At 70.7% G+C, this 17,745-nt stretch carries 17 protein-coding genes; 11 read left to right on the forward strand and 6 right to left on the reverse strand.

The window, feature by feature from the left end; translation table 11 throughout:
- Positions 1-164: 164 nt before the first annotated feature.
- Positions 165-1,319 carry an ABC transporter substrate-binding protein gene (locus J2847_RS07830; protein WP_209778395.1) on the reverse strand — a complete coding sequence of 385 codons (1,155 nt, stop codon included), beginning with the start codon at positions 1,317-1,319 and terminating at the stop codon, positions 165-167.
- A 404-nt stretch (positions 1,320-1,723) separates the two neighbouring features.
- Between J2847_RS07830 and paaX the strand changes: the two genes are divergently transcribed.
- The 3 genes from paaX to J2847_RS34805 all read left to right on the forward strand — a co-directional run bounded on the left by paaX (position 1,724) and on the right by J2847_RS34805 (position 5,164).
- A complete protein-coding gene (gene paaX, locus J2847_RS07835; protein ID WP_209778396.1) occupies positions 1,724-2,680 on the forward strand; it encodes a phenylacetic acid degradation operon negative regulatory protein PaaX in 957 nt (318 codons plus the stop codon).
- A gap of 311 nt (positions 2,681-2,991) precedes the next feature.
- On the forward strand, positions 2,992-4,020 hold the full coding sequence (locus J2847_RS07840; protein WP_209778398.1) for a hypothetical protein: 1,029 nt from the start codon (positions 2,992-2,994) through the stop codon (positions 4,018-4,020).
- A gap of 85 nt (positions 4,021-4,105) precedes the next feature.
- Positions 4,106-5,164 (forward strand): 2Fe-2S iron-sulfur cluster-binding protein, encoded by a 1,059-nt coding sequence (locus tag J2847_RS34805; protein WP_209778400.1) that lies wholly within the window; start codon positions 4,106-4,108, stop codon positions 5,162-5,164.
- 61 nt (positions 5,165-5,225) lie between these two features.
- Here J2847_RS34805 and J2847_RS07850 read toward each other — a convergent pair whose 3' ends face one another.
- Complete coding sequence (locus J2847_RS07850; RefSeq protein WP_209778401.1) at positions 5,226-6,242, reverse strand: fumarylacetoacetate hydrolase family protein; 1,017 nt, start codon at positions 6,240-6,242, stop codon at positions 5,226-5,228.
- Between the two features lie 73 nt (positions 6,243-6,315).
- Complete coding sequence (locus J2847_RS07855; protein ID WP_209778404.1) at positions 6,316-7,440, reverse strand: homogentisate 1,2-dioxygenase; 1,125 nt, start codon at positions 7,438-7,440, stop codon at positions 6,316-6,318.
- 151 nt (positions 7,441-7,591) lie between these two features.
- Between J2847_RS07855 and J2847_RS07860 the strand changes: the two genes are divergently transcribed.
- Positions 7,592-8,158: a MarR family winged helix-turn-helix transcriptional regulator gene (locus J2847_RS07860; RefSeq protein ID WP_209778406.1), complete on the forward strand. Its 567-nt coding sequence runs from the start codon at positions 7,592-7,594 to the stop codon at positions 8,156-8,158.
- Positions 8,159-8,198: 40 nt separating this feature from the next.
- On the opposite strand, the gene J2847_RS07865 is transcribed toward J2847_RS07860, so the two are convergent.
- Positions 8,199-8,816 carry a phenylacetic acid degradation protein PaaY gene (locus J2847_RS07865; RefSeq protein WP_209778407.1) on the reverse strand — a complete coding sequence of 206 codons (618 nt, stop codon included), beginning with the start codon at positions 8,814-8,816 and terminating at the stop codon, positions 8,199-8,201.
- A gap of 220 nt (positions 8,817-9,036) precedes the next feature.
- Between J2847_RS07865 and J2847_RS07870 the strand changes: the two genes are divergently transcribed.
- The 4 genes from J2847_RS07870 to J2847_RS07885 all read left to right on the forward strand — a co-directional run bounded on the left by J2847_RS07870 (position 9,037) and on the right by J2847_RS07885 (position 12,746).
- Positions 9,037-10,725, forward strand: coding sequence for an FAD-dependent oxidoreductase (locus J2847_RS07870; protein ID WP_209778409.1), 1,689 nt, complete (start codon positions 9,037-9,039; stop codon positions 10,723-10,725).
- 27 nt (positions 10,726-10,752) lie between these two features.
- Positions 10,753-10,950 (forward strand): DUF2783 domain-containing protein, encoded by a 198-nt coding sequence (locus J2847_RS07875; protein ID WP_209778411.1) that lies wholly within the window; start codon positions 10,753-10,755, stop codon positions 10,948-10,950.
- A gap of 175 nt (positions 10,951-11,125) precedes the next feature.
- On the forward strand, positions 11,126-11,383 hold the full coding sequence (locus J2847_RS07880; RefSeq protein WP_085555339.1) for a hypothetical protein: 258 nt from the start codon (positions 11,126-11,128) through the stop codon (positions 11,381-11,383).
- Positions 11,384-11,480: 97 nt separating this feature from the next.
- Entirely contained in the window at positions 11,481-12,746 is a 1,266-nt protein-coding gene (locus tag J2847_RS07885; protein WP_267912499.1) for a BaiN/RdsA family NAD(P)/FAD-dependent oxidoreductase, read from the forward strand.
- Between the two features lie 13 nt (positions 12,747-12,759).
- On the opposite strand, the gene J2847_RS07890 is transcribed toward J2847_RS07885, so the two are convergent.
- The gene (locus tag J2847_RS07890; protein WP_209778412.1) at positions 12,760-14,988 is read right to left on the reverse strand and encodes a transglycosylase domain-containing protein; all 2,229 of its coding nucleotides are present in this window, start codon (positions 14,986-14,988) and stop codon (positions 12,760-12,762) included.
- A gap of 240 nt (positions 14,989-15,228) precedes the next feature.
- Between J2847_RS07890 and J2847_RS07895 the strand changes: the two genes are divergently transcribed.
- On the forward strand, positions 15,229-15,540 hold the full coding sequence (locus J2847_RS07895; protein ID WP_085555342.1) for a polyhydroxyalkanoic acid system family protein: 312 nt from the start codon (positions 15,229-15,231) through the stop codon (positions 15,538-15,540).
- Between the two features lie 66 nt (positions 15,541-15,606).
- On the opposite strand, the gene pspF is transcribed toward J2847_RS07895, so the two are convergent.
- Positions 15,607-16,623, reverse strand: a complete 1,017-nt coding sequence (pspF, locus tag J2847_RS07900; protein WP_209778414.1) for a phage shock protein operon transcriptional activator — start codon at positions 16,621-16,623, stop codon at positions 15,607-15,609.
- Positions 16,624-16,792: 169 nt separating this feature from the next.
- Between pspF and J2847_RS07905 the strand changes: the two genes are divergently transcribed.
- On the forward strand, positions 16,793-16,939 hold the full coding sequence (locus tag J2847_RS07905) for a hypothetical protein (protein WP_179166186.1): 147 nt from the start codon (positions 16,793-16,795) through the stop codon (positions 16,937-16,939).
- An 86-nt stretch (positions 16,940-17,025) separates the two neighbouring features.
- On the forward strand, positions 17,026-17,697 hold the full coding sequence (pspA, locus tag J2847_RS07910) for a phage shock protein PspA (RefSeq protein ID WP_209778415.1): 672 nt from the start codon (positions 17,026-17,028) through the stop codon (positions 17,695-17,697).
- Positions 17,698-17,745 lie beyond the last annotated feature (48 nt).

A 17,745-nucleotide genomic window follows, 5' to 3' on the forward strand; every position in this document is an offset into this window, starting at 1 on the left:
CTGATGACCCTTTTCCGCAAGCCTCCCCCTCTCCCCCCGCTCACGCGCAAACGAAGTTTGCGCTGACGCGGCAGGCGGACCCTTGGTCCGCCGAGAGCGGGGAGAGGGTCGGGGCGAGGGGGATGCGTGGCGACGTGGTGGGGGATGGCGAAGCGCCGGCGCCCCTACTTCACCAGCGCCCAGTCGCCCTGCTTGACCTCGACCATGTGGAAGGCGTCGAGCGTCAGGCCCATGTGGTCCTTGGGGCTCATCGTCACGATGCCGCCGGTGCCGACATAGCCCTTGGTCTGCTCGATGGCGTCGCGCAGCTTGGCCTTGTCGGTGCCGCCGGCGCGCCTGACCGCGTCGAGCGCGATCATCAGCCCGTCATAGGCGTGGCCGGCGAAGGTCGAGACCTCGGAGCTGAAGGCCTCCTCGTAGACCTTGGTGAACTCGGTCACGACCTTCTTCTGCGGATCCTCGGCGGCGAGCTGCGCCGCGACGACCAGCCCGGCGGCCGGCAGCCGCACGCCCTCGGCGGCACCGCCGGCCAGCCGGATGAACTCCTTCGACGCGACGCCGTGCGACTGGTAGAGCGGCAGCGCGATGCCGAGCTGGCGGTAGTTCTTGGTCACCACCGCCGGCCCCTGCCCCAGCCCGAACACCAGCACGGCCTGCGCCGCCGCGTTGTTGCGGATCTTGGTGAGCTGCGCGGTGACGTCGGTGTCCTTGGCGCCGTAGGTCTCGTCGGCGACCAGCTCGATCCCGCGCTCCTTGGCGACGGCGACGGTCTGCTCGCGGCCCGACTTGCCGAAGCCCGAATCCTCGGAGATCAGCGCCAGCTTGGTCAGCCCGCGCGCCTTCATGTCCTCCATGACCTTCTCGGCGGCCATCCGGTCGGTGTGCGGGGTCTTGAACACCCATTTCTTCACCGGCTCGACGATCACGACCGCGCCGGCCAGCGAGATGAAGGGCACCTCGGCGCGCTCGACCAGCGGCACCGCCGCCATGGTCGCCGCCGTCGTCGTGCCGCCGACGATCACGTCGACCTTGTCGCTCTCGATCAGCCGCTTGGTGAAGGAGGCCGCCTTGTCCGCCGCGCCGCCGTCGTCGTAGACGGTGAGCTGCACCGGGCGCCCGGCGACGCCGCCCGCCTGGTTGATGCGGTCGGCGTACAGCTCCAGCACCTTCTTTTCCGGGTCGCCCAGGAAGGAGGCCGGCCCGGTCGCCGAGACGATGGCGCCGACCTTGATCGGATCGGCGGCCGACGCCGTCCCCGCCATGGCGCCGAGAGCGAGGCCGACCATCGCGGCCATGGTGGAGAGCAAGCGATTGCGCATGGTTTCCTCCCGTCTTGCTGCGCCCTTCGTTGAACCGAAGGACGATTTGCCGAACATAATGTTTCAAACGAAATGATTTCGGAAGAAAAAATTTCCCCCATGATCCACGGGGTCGTCCGGATGCCGCGCGCGTCCTCCCGATGCGGCTTCCGATGCGGACCGGTTGCGATCCGTTGCTCCGATCCATTGGAGGGACGCGTTCCAGCCTTCGATTTCGTGACACATTTTTCTTTTGATGGATGCAAACTAGTGTATCACGTTATTGATTGTCAAACGGAAAGTCCGGACACCCCCATATCCCGCCGCCCGATGCACGCCCATGGCGCATGGCGCTGGCCCTGACCGGGGCGGGTTGCGTATACAGGGGCGCCCGCACCGTCTCGCAAAAAGGACGCCCCGTCCGCATGGCCCGCCCGCGCCGCCTTGAAGATCTCGCCGCCCAGCTGACCGACGCGGTCGCCCCGCGCGCGAAGTCGCTGATCATCACCGTCTATGGCGACGCGATCCTGCCGCACGGCGGCTCGGCGTGGCTGGGCGGGCTGATCGACCTGATGGCCCTGTTCGGCATGAGCGAGCGGATCGTCCGCACCTCGGTGTTCCGGCTGTGCAAGGACGACTGGCTGACCAACACCCAGATCGGCCGGCGCAGCTTCTACCGGGTCACCGACAGCGGCAAGGAACGCTTCGAAGCGGCGGACCGGCGCATCTACGCACCGCTCGTCCGCGACTGGGACCGCGGCTGGGACCTGCTGATGGTGCCGCCGAACAGCCTGGACGCCGAAACCCGCGACGCGCTGAAACGCGAGCTGGTCTGGCAGGGCTTCGGCGCCGCCTCGCCCACCGTCTACGCCCACCCCAACTGCGACGAGGCGGCGATGCGCCGGCTGCTCGCCGAGCTGGGGGTCGCCGACCGCATCGTCCACATGAAGGCGACGCTCGACCGTTCCAGCGGCTTCGGGTCGCTGCGCGATCTGGTGCGCGGCTGCTGGGACGTGGATCAACTCGAACACGACTACGTCGCCTTCCTGGATCGCTTCCGCCCGCTGTGGACGGCGCTCGACACCGCCGACCAGCCCGACCTGCGCGCCAGCTTCGTGGTGCGGACGCTGATGATCCATGATTTCCGCCGCATCCTGCTGCGCGACCCGATGCTGCCGCCCGACCTGCTGTCGGCCGACTGGCCGGGGCAGGAATCGCGGATGCTGACGCGCAACCTGTACCGGCGGCTGACCGCCCCATCGGATGCCTACCTGATGTCGGTCCTGACCACCGCCAACGGCCCGTTGCCGGAGGCGCAGCCCTCCTTCTACGCCCGCTTCGGCGGCCTGCTGGACAGCGAGCCGGCCGCCGCCATCGGCTGACGCGCCCCGCACACCCTCACGACGAGCGGACCGCCCCGCGCCTCCCCCGTGCCTGCGCGCGCGGCGGCGCGGCGACCACCGATTCGATACATCCGCCACGCGTCATCCGAAGCCATGATGATGAATTGATCTGGATCAATTCGCTCATTTTCGAATTGTCCGTTTCTTTTCAATGCAATGCCCATAATTCAAGCGCGCATCAATACGATACAGATATAATTGATTGCTCGCAGTTTTTGTGTCATAAAAATCCCCACAAGGCGCCAATGGACAAACACGAGCGCCCACCGGATTTGAGGAGGAAACGCCCCATGGCCAAGGACTACACCCCCATCGCCAACACGATGGAGTTCCCCCCGGACACCCCGCAGCCCAACGTCTACCCGCTGTCCTGGGAATCCCACACGAAGAAGCTGGAGGAGGTCTACGCCGCCGCCCAGCGCGAGAACTGGGACCCGGCTAAGCTGCCGTGGGACAGCTTCGACGTCACCCGCTACAGCTGGGAGGAACGCGAGGCCATCGCCTACTGGTGGACGATCCTGTCGGTGTTCGACGCCTCGGCCCCGCCGGTCTTCGCCCACGCGCTGATCAAGACCTACGAGGTGCACGAGGAGGACCCCGTCCGCCGCTGCTTCTTCTCCGTCACCCGCGACGAGCAGAACCACGAGCACATGTGCGGTCTGGCGATCACCCGGCTGCTGGAGGCGACCAGCCCGCTGACCTACGTGCCGAAGACCGACCTCGGCCGCCGGCTCCAGCGCAACGCCCACTGGCTCTACTACAACGGCGGGCGCTACTGGGACGGCTACAAGAAGGCGGTGCCGAAATACTCGCTGGCGGTGCTGTTCAGCTCCTTCCTGATGGGCGAGATCGCGGCGGCGACCATCTTCCACCAGATGGCGGCGGGCTGCACCGAGCCGGTGTTCAAGGAGGCCTTCCGCAACATCGGCCGCGACGAGGGCCGCCACATGGCGATCTGCATGTCGGTGATGGAGCGCGACTACCCGCACCTGCTGGTCGAGGACCGCGCGATCATCACCAAGCAGATCCGCGCCGGCTACCTGTTCCTGTCCGCCGTGCTGTTCGAGCCGCCGCCGCAGTTCTGGGACCTGCCCGACGACTTCATCGCCACCCAGCGCGAGGCCGAGGCGATCGCCCGCAACGCCGGCTTCCACATCCCGGACTACGAGGCCAAGAAGGAGAACTGGCGCAACGCCATGCTGAACCTGAAGGGCGTGCTGGACCGCTACGGCATCCCGTTCCCGGCGATCCCCGAGGTCGGCATCACCGGCGAGGAGGTCCGCGACATCGACATGGACGAGATCATCCCGGTCTTCTGAGCCCGGTCTTCCGAGCCGCGCGCGCCCGCCCCTCCCGCTCCGCGAGCGGGAGGAGCCCTTCCCGCTCCCTCTTGAGGATTTTCCGGTGAGCCGAATCCGCCTTCACCCCTCGGGCCGCACGGTGGACTGCCGCGACGGCGAGACCGTCCTGTCGGCGCTGGAGCAGGCCGGCTACGCCCTGCCCAACAACTGCCGCGCCGGAGCCTGCGGCGAATGCAAGGTCAAGGTGCTGGAAGGCCAGTTCGACCAGGGCATGGTGCTGGACATGGCGCTGTCGCGGGCCGAGCGGAAGGACGGCTACGGGCTGATGTGCATGGCCAAGCCGATCTCCGACGAGCTGGTCATCGAGTTCGGCACCGCCGACGCCAAGCCCAAGCTGTTCCCCCCGCGCGAGAACGCCCCTTTCGTCGTCACCGACCGCATCCCCCGCACGCCGCGCATCGTCGAGCTGCGCCTGCGCCCGCTCGGCCAGCCGCTGCGCTACTGGCCGGGGCAGTATGTGATGCTGGGCGACGCTTCGGCCGGGGCGCCGCCGCGCTGCTACTCCATCGCCAACGCCCCGCGCCCGGACGGCGAGATCGTCCTCCAGGTCACCCGCGTCGACGGCGGCCCGACGAGCAACTGGATCCACGACACGCTGGATGTGGGCGCCACGGTCCGGCTGTCCGGCCCCTACGGCACCTTCATCGGCGACCCGTCGGTCGACAGCCCGGTGCTGTGCATGGCCGCCGGGTCGGGCCTGGCGCCGATCCTGGCCCTGACCGACGCGGCGCTGCGCCGGGGCTACCGCCCGCCGGTGACGCTGCTGTTCTCCGCCTCCACCGCGGCGGACGTCTACGAGCGCGGGCTTCTGTCCTACTGGCAGGCGAGGCACCGCAACTTCAAGGTCCAGGTGACGCTGACCCGCGAGTCGCGGGAAGGCGGGCTGACGGGACGCATCCCGGCGATCCTGCCCGGCCTGTTCCCCGACCTGTCCGGCCACGCGGTGTTCATCGCCGGCAGCCCGGCCTTCGTCGAAGCGTGCGCCGCCGCCGCGCGGACGCTGGGCGCCAGGGAGGACCGGATCCACAGCGAAGGCTACGTCTCCCAGCACATCCCGGAGGCGCCGCCTCCCGAACGGCTGATGGCCGGCGCGCTGGCCTGAAGCGCGCAAAAAACGGGGCGCCCCTCCGAAAGGCGGGGCGCCCCTTCCTTCCTCGGGCCGCTCAGGGCCCGTCGTAGCGCACCACCTCCTGATCGATGGCGCCGAAGACGCTGGCGCCGGCTTCGTCGAACAGCTCGATCCGCACGCGGTCGCCGAAGCGCAGGAAGGGCGTCCGCGGCGCGCCGGTCGCGATGGTCTCGATGGTGCGCAGCTCGGCGAGGCAGGAATAGCCGACGCCGCCCTCGGCCACCGGCTTGCCGGGGCCGCCGTCCAGCTTGTTCGACACGGTGCCCGAGCCGACGATGCTGCCCGCCGCCAGATGGCGGGTCTTGGCGGCGTGGGCCACCAGCGTCGGGAAGTCGAAGGTCATGTCGGTGCCGGCGTCGGGGGTGCCGAACAGCGCCCCGTTCAGCCGCGTCACCAGCGGCCGGTTGACCTTGGCGCCGTCCCAGGAGCCGCCCAGCTCGTCCGGCGTCACCGCGACGGGGGAGAAGCTCGACGCCGGCTTCGACTGGAAGAAGCCGAAGCCCTTGCCCAGCTCCGCCGGGATCAGGTTGCGCAGGGACACGTCGTTGACCAGCATCAGCAGCCTGATGTGGCCGCCCGCCGCCGCCGCCGAGACGCCCATCGGCACGTCGTCGGTGATCACCGCGATCTCGGCCTCGAAATCGACGCCCCAGGCCTCGGTCGCCGCCGGGATCGGGTCGGTCGGCGCCAGGAAGCCGTCGGAACAGCCCTGGTACATCAGCGGGTCGGTCCAGAAGCTCGGCGGCATCTCGGCCCCGCGCGCCTTGCGGACCAGCTCCACATGGTTGACGTAGGCCGAGCCGTCCGCCCACTGGTAGGCGCGCGGCAGCGGCGAGGCCGCCAGCGCCGGGTCGAACGCCTCGCCCGCCGCCGGGTCGGCGTTCAGGTCGCGATAGACCGCCTCCAACCGCGGCGCCACGGCCGCCCAGTCGTCGAGCGCCGCCTGCAACGTCGCGGCGACGGCCGGCACGGGTTGGGCGCGGGACAGGTCGCGCGACACCACGACCAGGGTTCCGTCGCGCCCGCCCGCCTTCAAACTCGCCAGCTTCATCCTCTGTCTCGCTCCCTGTCGTTGCGCCGCTCACCGGGGCCCCCGTCGCGGCGGCCCCGGCCGTCCGGCCCCCTTACCTCGCCCTCCAACTGTCGACGTAGCCCGCCCATTCCGCCGCCTCCATCGGCTCCAGGACATCGAGCGGGTCGCGGGTGTCGATCATCACCGCCACCTCGTCGGTGTCCTTGCGCTCGTGCTTCTGGGCGACCTCGTAGGCCTTCGGGTGCGGGCCGTGCGGGAAGCCCGAGGGATGGTAGGTCACCATCCCCGGATGGATGTTGTCGCGCGAGAAGAACTGGCCGCGATGGTAGAACAGGACCTCGTCGTAATCCTCGTTGGAATGGTAGTAGGGCAGCTTCAGCGCCTCCGGATCCGATTCGATCGGGCGCGGCACGAAGGTGCAGACGATGAAGCGGTTCGCCACCCAGGTGCTGTGGGCCGAGGGCGGCAGATGGTAGCGGTGGCTCATCAGCGGCCGGATGTCGCGCCAGTTCAGCCGCACCGGCGCCAGATCGCCGTGCCAGCCCACCGCGTCCAGCGGGTTGAACGGGTAGGTCATCGAGCAGACCCGACCGCGCTTGCGGACGCGCACCTCCGTCTCGCGCTCGCTCTTCTGGGACTGGAAGGCGTCGTCGAGCAGCGGCACGTCGAGCACCGCCGGGTCGAAGATCGCGTGGGTGCCGACGATGCCCTTGGCCGGCAGCCGGTAGGCGTCGCCGGTCGCCTCGATCATCAGCACCATGACCGGCCCGTCCGTCTCCAGCCGCCAGGCGGTGTTGCGCGGCAGGACCACGTAGTCACCCTCGCGGACCTCCAGATGGCCATAGTCGCAGAACAGGTGCCCGCCGCCCTGGTGGAAGAACAGCAGGTCGTCGCCGTCGGCGTTGCGGACCAGATGCTCCATCCTGCCCTCGAAGCGCCACAGCCGCACCTGCGTCGCGCCGTTGCCCATCAGGCCGGGGGCGGCCAGCGGGCAATCCTGCGCGCGCTCCAGATGGTTGAGGTCGAAGGCGCGCGGCCGCAGCGGCCCGTCGAAGCGGATCCAGCCGGTCGGCGGGTGGGCGTGGTGCATCTGGGTCGCCGGGCCGAAGAAGCCCTCGCGCCCCATCTCGCGCTCGTAGGTGCCGGCGGGCAGCCGCACATGGGCCTGCCGCGTCGCGGTTCCCTCCAGCTTCGGAAACGAAATCCAGTTCTTCACGGCGTCCTCCCGTCGGGCGTTGGCGGGGCGTTCGGGCACCCCGGATTGTCGGCCCCCATGATTAGTTTCGTTTGAAACTGTTGCAAGCATAAAATTCCCGGGCAGGATGGAATCGGACAACCGCCACGCAGCCGCCACGAAGCCTCCGCCCATGCCGTCCACCCGCCGCCCCGCGCCCGACAGCGCCGCCCCAGCCAGCGCCGACCCGGCCAGCGCCGACCCGGCGGCGCTGCACCTGACGCGCTTCCTGCCCTACCGGCTGTCGGTTCTGGCCAACACGGTCAGCCACACGGTGGCGAAGCTGTACGACAAGCGGTTCGGCATCACGATTCCCGAATGGCGCATCATCGCCGTGCTGGGCGGCGGCGAGACGCTGAGCGCCGGCGAGATCGCCCAGCGCACCGCGATGGACAAGGTGCAGGTCAGCCGGGCCATCAGCCGCATGCTGGATTCGGCGCTGATCCTGCGCGAATCGGGCGACACCGACCGCCGCAAGGCGCTGCTGACCCTGACGCCCAAGGCGCTGGCGATCTACGCCGAGATCGTGCCGATGGCGCTCGCCTACGAATCCGACCTGACCGACGCCCTGCCGGAGGAGGAGCGCGCCCTGCTCGACCGGCTGCTGAACCGGTTGCAGGCCCGCGCCGACCAGCTGGCGGCCCCCGCCGCCCGCGCCGCCGCCCCCGCCGGGGCGGCCCTGGAGGCGGCGGAGGACTGACCGCCGCCTCCACGGGGCCGCCTTCACGGTGGCCCGTTCCCTACGCGCCCTTGACCTGATAGAGCGGCTGGCTGCTGCCGGCGTCCACGCGGGGGCGGTCCGGCTCCACCGCCTCCAGCGGGGCGCAGGCGGTCATGGTCGCCAGCGAACGGACGGCGAGGCGCTGGTACTCCTGCGTCCCCTCCGCCTTCCAGGCGATCTCGTCGTCGCGCAGTTCGCGCACCACCTTGGCCGGCAGCCCGGCGACCAGCGAGCGCGGCGGCACCTGGAAGCCGGCCTTGACGAAGGCCATGGCGGCGACGATGGAGTTCTCGCCGATCACGGCGCCGTCCATCACCACCGCGTTCATGCCGACCAGCGCGCCCCGCTTGACCACGCCGCCATGCAGCACCGCGCCGTGGCCGACATGGCCGTCGACCTCGACCACCGCGTCCTCGCCGGGGAAGGCGTGCAGGGTGCAGTTGTCCTGCACGTTGCAGCCCTCCTCCAGGATGATGCGGCCGAAGTCGCCGCGCAGGCTGGCGCCGGGGCCGACGTAGCAGCCGGGACCGACCACCACGTCGCCGATCAGCACGGCCGCCGGATGCACGAAGGCGGTCGGGTGGATGACGGGAACCACGCCGTCGATGGCGTAGACGGTGGGGCGCGGCAGGCTCATGGACGGATCCTTTCTCCGGTCATCTCTGGCAAGGCGACCGACGCTACACCGCCACCCTTGTTCGCGATACCGATTTTCCGTCATGGTGACCATGCCGGTATCGCGTCGTGCCCCCACCCGGCGGGAGGGCTTGATTGGTATCAAATGAAACTGTATCGTTAGCAACAACAACAATCCGCCAGCGAACCATCCAAAAAAGCATCCCCAGGGGGAAACGCCGATGCACGCCACCTACAGCTACCCGACCTACCCCTACACACCGTCGGAGGAGCAGCGCACCGGCACGGTGCGCCGCCATCCGGTGGTCGTCATCGGCGCCGGCCCGGTCGGGCTGACCGCCGCGCTCGACCTCGCGCAGAAGGGCGTGCCGGTGGTGGTGATCGACGCCGAGGACACCGTCAGCGTCGGCAGCCGCGCCGTCTGCTACGCCAAGCGCGCGCTGGAGGTGTGGGACCGGCTGGGCGCCGGCCGGCGGATGATCGACAAGGGGGTGGTGTGGAAGATCGGCAAGGTCTTCAACGGCGACGGGCTGGTCTACCAGTTCGACCTGCTGCCGGAGCCGGACCACAAGATCCCGGCCTTCATCAACCTCCAGCAATATTACCTGGAGGATTATCTGGTCGCCGAGGCCCGCAAGTCCGACCGGATCGAACTGCGCTGGCGCTCGCGCGTCGTCTCGCTGCGGCAGATGGACGACCACGTCGTCCTCCAGGTCGAGACGCCGGACGGCATCCACGCGGTCGAGGCCGATTGGGTCATCGCCTGCGACGGCGCCAAATCCACGATCCGCAAGATTCTGGGGCTGGAGTTCCAGGGCGAGGTGTTCAAGGACCGCTTCCTGATCGCCGACGTCGTCATGAAGGCCGACTTCCCGGCGGAGCGCTGGTTCTGGTTCGACCCGCCCTTCCACCGCCGGCAGTCGGCCCTGCTGCACATGCAGCCCGACAATGTCTGGCGCATCGACTTCCAGCTCGGCTGGGACGCCGATCCGGAGGAGGAAAAGAAGCCCGAGCGCGTCATCCCCCGCCTGAAGGCGATGCTGGGCGAGGACACGCCGTTCGAGCTGGAATGGGTGTCGGTCTACACCTTCCAGTGCCGGCGGCTGGAGCGCTTCCGCCACGGCCGCGTCTTCTTCGCCGGCGACTCGGCGCACCAGGTCTCGCCCTTCGGGGCGCGCGGCGCCAATTCGGGCGTGCCGGACGCCGACAATCTCGGCTGGAAACTGAAACTGGTCATCGACGGGCTGGCGCCCGACAGCCTGCTCGACAGCTATTCCGACGAGCGGGTGGCGGCGGCCAGGGAGAATCTTCTGAACTCGACCCGCTCCACCGACTTCATCACGCCGAAGAGCGCGATGAGCCGCATCTTCCGCGACGCCGTGCTGGAGCTGGCGGCGGACCATCCCTTCGCCCGTTCGCTGGTGAATTCCGGCCGGCTGTCGACCCCGACCACCTACAGCGACAGCCCGCTGAACACGCCGGACAGCGACGCCTTCGCCGGCCGCATGGTGCCCGGCGCCCCGGCCACCGACGCGCCGGTCGAGCGGAGCGACGGACAGGCCGGCTGGCTGATGGACGCGCTCGACGGGCGCTTCGTCGTGCTCCACGCCGCCGGGACCGATCCGGTGCCGGCGGAGGTTGCCGAGGCGCTCGACCGGCTGGCCGCCGGGCCGCTGCCGCTGGTCTGGCACGCCGTCACCGACCGCCGCCGCGGCCTCGCCAACGAGCTGGTGGATTGCGCCGGCCGCGTCCGCGAGCGCTACGACCTGTCGCCCGGCGCCGTCTACCTGATCCGCCCCGACCAGCATGTCGCCGCCCGCTGGCGCCGCTTCGACGCCGCGGCGCTGATCGCCGCGCTGGACCGCGCCACCGGCCGCCACCCCACCGGCCATCACCCCACCGGCCGCTGACCCGCTTTTTCCAAGGAGAGCTCCCCCATGGCCACGCTCGCGACCGACAACCGGCTCGCCAACCCCGACGATTTCTACCAGGCCCTGATCGACAGCCACCGCGACCTGACGGCGGAGCAGAGCGCCGCGCTGAACGCCAAACTGGTGCTTCTGCTCGCCAACCACATCGGCGATTCGGAGGTGCTGGCGGAGGCGTTGCGGATCGCCCGCAGAGGCGCTCCGTAAGGGGCTTGTTCGGCATCGGAAAAGGATTCTACAACAAGGGGAAGGCCGATTTTTCGCGGAGGAGCGGAGCCCGGATGCGCCCGTCTCCCTCCGCATTTTCGGCCACCCCCGCCGGGCCGCGCCCGGTTTTGCCCGGCGGGGGCGCGAAGCTCGACCGGAACGAGGATTCCCAGCGATGTCGAACCAACACAAACAAGCCATGGATGCGGTCCTGCAAGCCGCCGCGCACGACATCGTCGCCACCCTGAAAGAGCGCGACGTCGAGGACCGCCACAGCGAGGAAGCCGATCTCGCCGTTCTCGACGTGGCGATCCTGCACGCCTACCGCGTCTTCATGCGGATCTGCGAGGAGAACGGGCTGGAGGTGGACGCCGGCTATTTCGCCGACCTCGCCGCCGACCTCGCCGAGGAGGTCGCCCAGGACGAGGATTGACCGTCACTGGCCGATACGTGCCCCCACCCGCCCCTCCCCCCGCTCAGCGGAGGAGGGGCGGGTGGGGCAAGATTTCCCGCACCAGAAAGCCCCCGCCTTGTCAGCCGCCCCCCATTTCTCCCCCGACGTCGCGGTGATCGGCGCCGGCCCCGCCGGGCTGATGGCGGCCGAGGTCGCGGCCTCCGCCGGGCTGCGCGTCGCGGTGTTCGACCACATGCCCACCCCGGCGCGCAAGCTGCTGCTGGCCGGGCGCGGCGGGCTCAACCTGACCCATTCCGAGCCGCTCGACCGCTTCCTGCCGCGCTACGGCGCGCAAGCGCCGCTGTTCCGCGACCTGCTGGCCGGATTCTCGCCGGACGACCTGCGCGGCTGGGCCGCCGGGCTCGGCATCGAGACCTTCGTCGGCAGCAGCGGCCGGGTCTTTCCGGTGCAGATGAAGGCATCCACCCTGGTGCGCGCCTGGCTGCGCCGGCTGGGCGGGCTGGGCGTGACGCTGCACGGCCGCCACCGCTGGACCGGCTGGGACGCCGACGGACGGCTCGCCCTGACCGGGCCGGACGGCGCAGCCGTCACCGCCGCCCCGCGCGCCACGCTGCTGGCGCTGGGCGGGGCGAGCTGGCCGCGCACCGGCTCCGACGGCGGCTGGACGGACATCCTTGCCGCGCGCGGGGTGGAGATCGCGCCGCTGCGCCCGTCCAACATGGGCTTCGAGGTCCCCTGGTCCGACCATCTGCGCGAGCGCTTCGCCGGCCAGCCGGTCAAGAGCGTCGGCCTGTCCTTCGCCGGCCGCCGCCTGAAGGGCGAGTTCGTCATCACCGGGACCGGCATCGAGGGCGGCGCCGTCTACGCGCTGAGCGCCCCCTTGCGCGACGCCATCGAAGCGGAGGGCTGGGCCGGGCTGACGCTCGACCTGCTGCCGGACATGCCGGAGGCGGAGCTGCTGAAGCGCCTGCGCCGCCGGGGCGCCGAGTCGCTGGCGACCTTCCTGAAGAAGGCGCTGTCGCTGTCCGGCCCGCGCGCCGCCCTGCTGCGCGAGTTCGCCCCGGCCGCCGCCCTGTCCGACCCGGCGGCGCTGGCCCGCGCGATCAAGGCGCTGCCGATGGTGCTGACCGGCACCCGTCCCATCGACCGCGCGATCTCCAGCGCCGGCGGCGTGGCGCTGGCGGAACTGGACGAGACCTTGATGCTGAAGCGCCTGCCCGGCGTTTTCCTGGCCGGCGAGATGCTGGACTGGGAGGCGCCGACCGGCGGCTATCTGCTGCAAGGCTGCTTCGCCATGGGCGCGACCGCCGGGCGGGGGGTCGTGGCGCGCCTGCTCCCCACCGCCTCGGTCTCCCTCTCCCCGGAGGGGAAAGGGGATTGAGGGTCGGGCGGATTCAACGCATCTGGTTCCCATAATCATACTGGACCCGCGGCGCGCTGCCGCCGCCGGTCAGCTTGTCGATCAGCGAGCCGATGCCGCCGTCGGCGCGTTGGGCGGGCGCCGGCGCCGCCGTGGGTGCCGGCCCCGCCGGACGGCCCGCCGGAACATCCGCCGAGGCGACCGGCACCGTCCAGGCGGGCGCCCCCTCCACCCCCGGCAGCGGGCGCGCCGGACGGCCGGCGTGGGCGTCCATCATGAAGTCGCGCCACAGCTTGGCCGGCAGCGTGCCGCCGGTGACTTTCTTCATCGCCTCGTTGTTGTCGTTGCCGAGCCAGACCCCGGCCACCAGATCGGCGGTGAAGCCGACGAACCAGGCGTCGCGGTACTCCTGCGTCGTGCCCGACTTGGCCGCCGCCGGGCGGTCGAGCTTCGCCGCCTTGCCGGTGCCGAACTCGATCACCCCGGCCATCATGCGGGCGATCTGCACCGCGTGGGCCGGGTCGACCACGGCGCCACCGCCGCCGCCCTGCCGCCGGTAGAGCAGCGTCCCGTCGCGGTCCTTGATCTCGGTGATGGCGTAGCCCCAGACCGGCACCCCCCGGTTGGCGATCCCGGCGTAGGCGCGGACCAGCTCCAGCAGCGACACCTCGCTGGTGCCGAGCGCCAGCGACAGATCCTTGGTCAGCGGCGAACCGATGCCGAGCGCCGAGGCGACCCGGCGCACCCGCTCGGTGCCGATGCGGTCGACCAGCCGCACCGTCGCGGTGTTGGAGGAATGGGCCAGCGCGGTCGCCAGCGTGATGGTGCCACGGAACTTGCCGTCGTAGTTGCCGGGGCTCCAGTTGGCGATCTGCACCGGCGCGTCCTCGATCAGGCTGTCGGGTGACCAGCCGGCCTCCAGCGCCGCCAGATAGGCGAAGGGCTTGAAGGCGGAGCCCGGCTGCCGCAACGCCTGGGTGGCGCGGTTGAACTCGCTGCTGTCGTAGTCGCGGCCGCCGACCAGCGCCCGCACCGCACCGTCCGGGGTCATCGCCACCAGGGCGGCCTGCCGGGCGTTGGCGGCCGGGCCGGCCGTCGCCAGCAGGGCCTCCAGCCGCTGTTCGGCGGCGCGCTGCATCCTGAGGTCCAGCGTGGTGCGGACGATGACGTCGCCATGCTCGGGGCCGACGAAGCCCGCCACCAGATCGGTCACCCAGTCGGCGAAATAGCGCCCGTCGCCGCCCGGCTTGCGGCGCGGCGACGGCGGGGCGTTGCGGGCGGCCTCGACCTCCTGCGCGGTGACGAAGCCGGCGGCGACCATGGCGTTCATGACGATGCGGGCGCGCTCGGCCGATTCGTCGGGGTTGGAGGTCGGGGCGTAGCGCGACGGCGCCTTCAGCAGAGCCGCCAGCACCGCCGATTCGCGCAGGTCGACCTGGGTCGCCGGCTTGCCGAAATAGGTGCGCGAGGCCGCGTCCACCCCGAAGGTCCCGGCGCCGAGATAGACGCGGTTCAGGTAGGCGGTGAGGATCTGGTCCTTGGTGAAGCGGTGCTCCAGCCACAGGGCGAGCATCGCCTCCTGGATCTTGCGGCGCAGCGACTTTTCGGGCGTCAGGAACAGGTTCTTGGCGAGCTGCTGGGTGATGGTCGAGCCGCCCTGCGTCGCCCGGCCGGACCGCCAGTTGACGTAGACGGCGCGCATCAGCCCGATCGGATCGACGCCGAAATGGCTGTAGAAGCGGCGGTCCTCGATCGCCAGCACGGCGTTGACCAGATGCGGCGGCAGGTCCTTGACGCCCAGCGTCGTGCCGTGCAGGTCGCCGAAGCGCGCGAACTCGCTGCCGTCGGCGGCCAGCACGGTGATCGAGGCGCGCCGCTCGAACTGCGCCACCTTGGAGATGTCCGGCAGATCCAGCGCGAACCAGGCCAGCACGGCGCCCAGCCCGATGCCGCACCAGATCGCCGCGACCAGCCCCCACTGCACCAGCCGGGACAGCCACGACCCGCCGCCGTTCGGACGCGGCGCGGCGCGGCGCGGCGCGGCCGGCGGCTTGGGCGGCCTCGGGGGCTTGCCGGCGGCCGGCGGCCGGGGCGCAGGCGGCGGCGCCTTGGGCGGCTTGGCCTTGCCGCGCGGCAGCTTGGGCAGCGACAGGGCCGGCATCGACCGGGCCTTGCCGGCCAGCCGGTCGAGCGGCGTCGGCTCGTCCCGGGTGCGGACGGGGCGCGGTCCCGCGAAAAGCTGATCCGGTCGGTCGGCGGTCACGGTGCGCTCGCTGCCCCTCTGGCGTGGTACGGCGGTGTGGGTGGGGTGGATTGTTCAGGCCATATAACGCCCACCCCGGCCGGGCCGGAAGAGCGTGATCGCCGCGCCGAAGATTTGTCTCGCGACCGTGGCGAAAGAATGACGGTTTGTGCAATCGGGGGGCGGAAGGGGGAGCGGACGAACCCAACGGCCTCCCTGCGTGTTGTTCCCGCATCACCGCCCGTTCCGGAGAGCCCCGCGATGCCCAAGCCCCTGACCCTGTCCATTCCCCACTCGCTCGGCCGGGCGGAGGCGAAGCGGCGGCTGGCCGACGGGCTGGGCGACGCGCGGGCGCGGCTGGGCGCCGTCGCCACCAGCATCGACGACCATTGGGAGGGCGACCGGCTGGCCTTCCGCGTCGTCGCCCTGGCCCAGACCGTCACCGGCCGCATCGACGTCGCCGACGACCGGGTCGACGTCGAGGTCGAACTGCCCTGGGCGCTCGGCATGCTGGCCGACAAGCTGAAGACCAAGCTGACCCGCCAGGGCACCCTGATGCTGGAGAAGAAGTGACGGTGTCCGGCACCGGAACCGCCGGCCGATCCGCTCCCAGCCCATCCGTCCCCAGCCCATCCGCCCTCAGCCGATCAGCCCGTGCTTCTTCAGCATGCCGCGAAGCTGGTGGTAGCCGAGGCCGAGCGCCTGCGCGGTCTGGCGCTGGTTGAAGCGGTTGCGCTCCAGCGCGTCGCGCAGCTTGGCCGCCTCGAAGGCGCGCACCTCCTCCAGGATGCCGCCATCCGTTGGCGAGGACGGATCGGCTGGGGGCGGATGGGCTGGGGACGGATCGGCCGGCGGTTCCGGTGCCGGACGCCGCTCCACCGGCCGCCAGGGCGAGGCGAAGGGGTCGAGGACGATCGTCCCGACCGCCTCGTCCGGGTCGGCCGCGGCGACGGAACGCTCCACCGCGTTGCGCAGCTCGCGCACGTTGCCGGGCCAGGGATGGCCTTGCAGGGCCGCCAGCGCCTGCGGGGTGAAGCCGGGGAACAGCGGGCGCTCCAGCTCGCGCACCATGCCCAGGGCGAAATGCTCGGCCAGCGGCGGGATGTCCTCCGGCCGGGCGCGCAGCGGCGGCAGCGTCACCACGTCGAAGGCCAGACGGTCGAGCAGGTCGGCGCGGAAGCGGCCGGACTCGGCCAGCGCCGGCAGGTCGGCGTTGGTGGCGCCGACGACCCGCACGTCCACCGTCGCGGTGCGCCCGCCCACCCGCTCGATCTCGCCATACTCCACGGCGCGCAGCAGCTTCTCCTGCACGGCGGGCGAGGCGGTGGCGAGTTCGTCGAGGAACAGGGTGCCGCCGTCGGCCTGCTCGATCCGGCCGATCTGCCGCCGCGTCGCCCCGGTGAAGGCGCCGGCCTCGTGGCCGAACAGCTCCGAGTCGAGCAGCGATTCGGGCAGCGCCGCGCAGTTCACCTTCACGAAGGGCCGGTCCCAGCGCCGCGACAGGTAGTGCAGGCGGGCGGCGATCAGCTCCTTGCCGGTCCCGCGCTCGCCGATCACCAACACCGGCCGCTCCAGCGGCGCCACCCGCGAGACATGCTCCAAGGCCTCACGGAAGGCGGGGGATTCGCCCAGCAGGGGCGGCGGCGTGTCCGGCATCGCTCCATTCACCACTGTTTCGCCAATTCGGCGACTCTATCGCCTTATCGGCGACGCGGCAACCGGCGGTGGGAATGGGCAAACCCCAGGCCGGGCAAGGGAAAGCCCGGACCTGAGCCGTTTGGCACGGCGGTTGCGATAGGGGATGCCAACGGAAGGAGATCACCGCATGACCGACTTCAGCGACTTTCGCCGCCGCTACGGCACCGACACCGCCCCGCTGGCCCGCCGCGTGCGCCAGTTCCTGCGCACCCGCCCGGCGGAAAGCTGGCTGTTCTTCTTCGGCGGCATCGTCGTCGGCGCGATTCTCGGCTGACCGGCCGGCGGCCGACCGCCCGGCCTTCATCAAGCCGCTCTGATTGACCATGGCCCGCCGCAAGGGCCGACCACAGGAACCCGACCATGAGCATCTTTTCCCGCCTGACCGACATCATCCAGTCGAACCTGAACTCCCTGCTCGACCGCGCCGAGGAGCCGGAGAAGCTGATCCGCCTGATCATCCAGGAGATGGAGGACACGCTGATCGAGGTCCGCTCCTCCACCGTGAAGATCATCGCGGAGAAGAAGGAGATCGAACGCCGGGTCGCCGACCTGCGCCGCGAGCGCGACGAGTGGGAGCGCAAGGCCGAGATCGCCCTGACCCACAACCGCGAGGATCTGGCGAAGGAGTGCCTGCTGGCCAAGTCGAAGATCGCCGAGCAGGCCGACACGCTGACCGAGCAGCTCATCCATGTGGAGGCGGCGCTGGCCAAGGCGAACGACGACCTGGGCCGGCTCCAGGCCAAGCTGACCGACGCCAAGACCCGCGAGAAGGCGCTGGCCGCCCGCGCCCAGACCGCCGCCAACCGGGTCAAGGTGCGCTCCACCCTGCACGACGAGCGCATCAACGAGGCGCTCCAGCGCTTCGAGCAGGTCGAGCGGAACCTCGACGAGCTGGAGGGCCGGGTCGAATCCTACGACCTCGGCCGCGCCCGCAACCTGACCGAGGAGATCGCCGAGCTGGAGGCCACCCACAAGGTGGAAGGCGAGCTGGCCGCCCTGAAGGCCCGCCTCGCCGCCCGCCGGGGGAGCTGAGGACGGGTACGCTTGCCCGGCCCCTCTCCCTCAAGGGAGAAGGGCCGG

It is taken from the genome of Azospirillum agricola, from assembly GCF_017876095.1.
GTDB classification, from domain to species: Bacteria; Pseudomonadota; Alphaproteobacteria; order Azospirillales; family Azospirillaceae; genus Azospirillum; species Azospirillum agricola.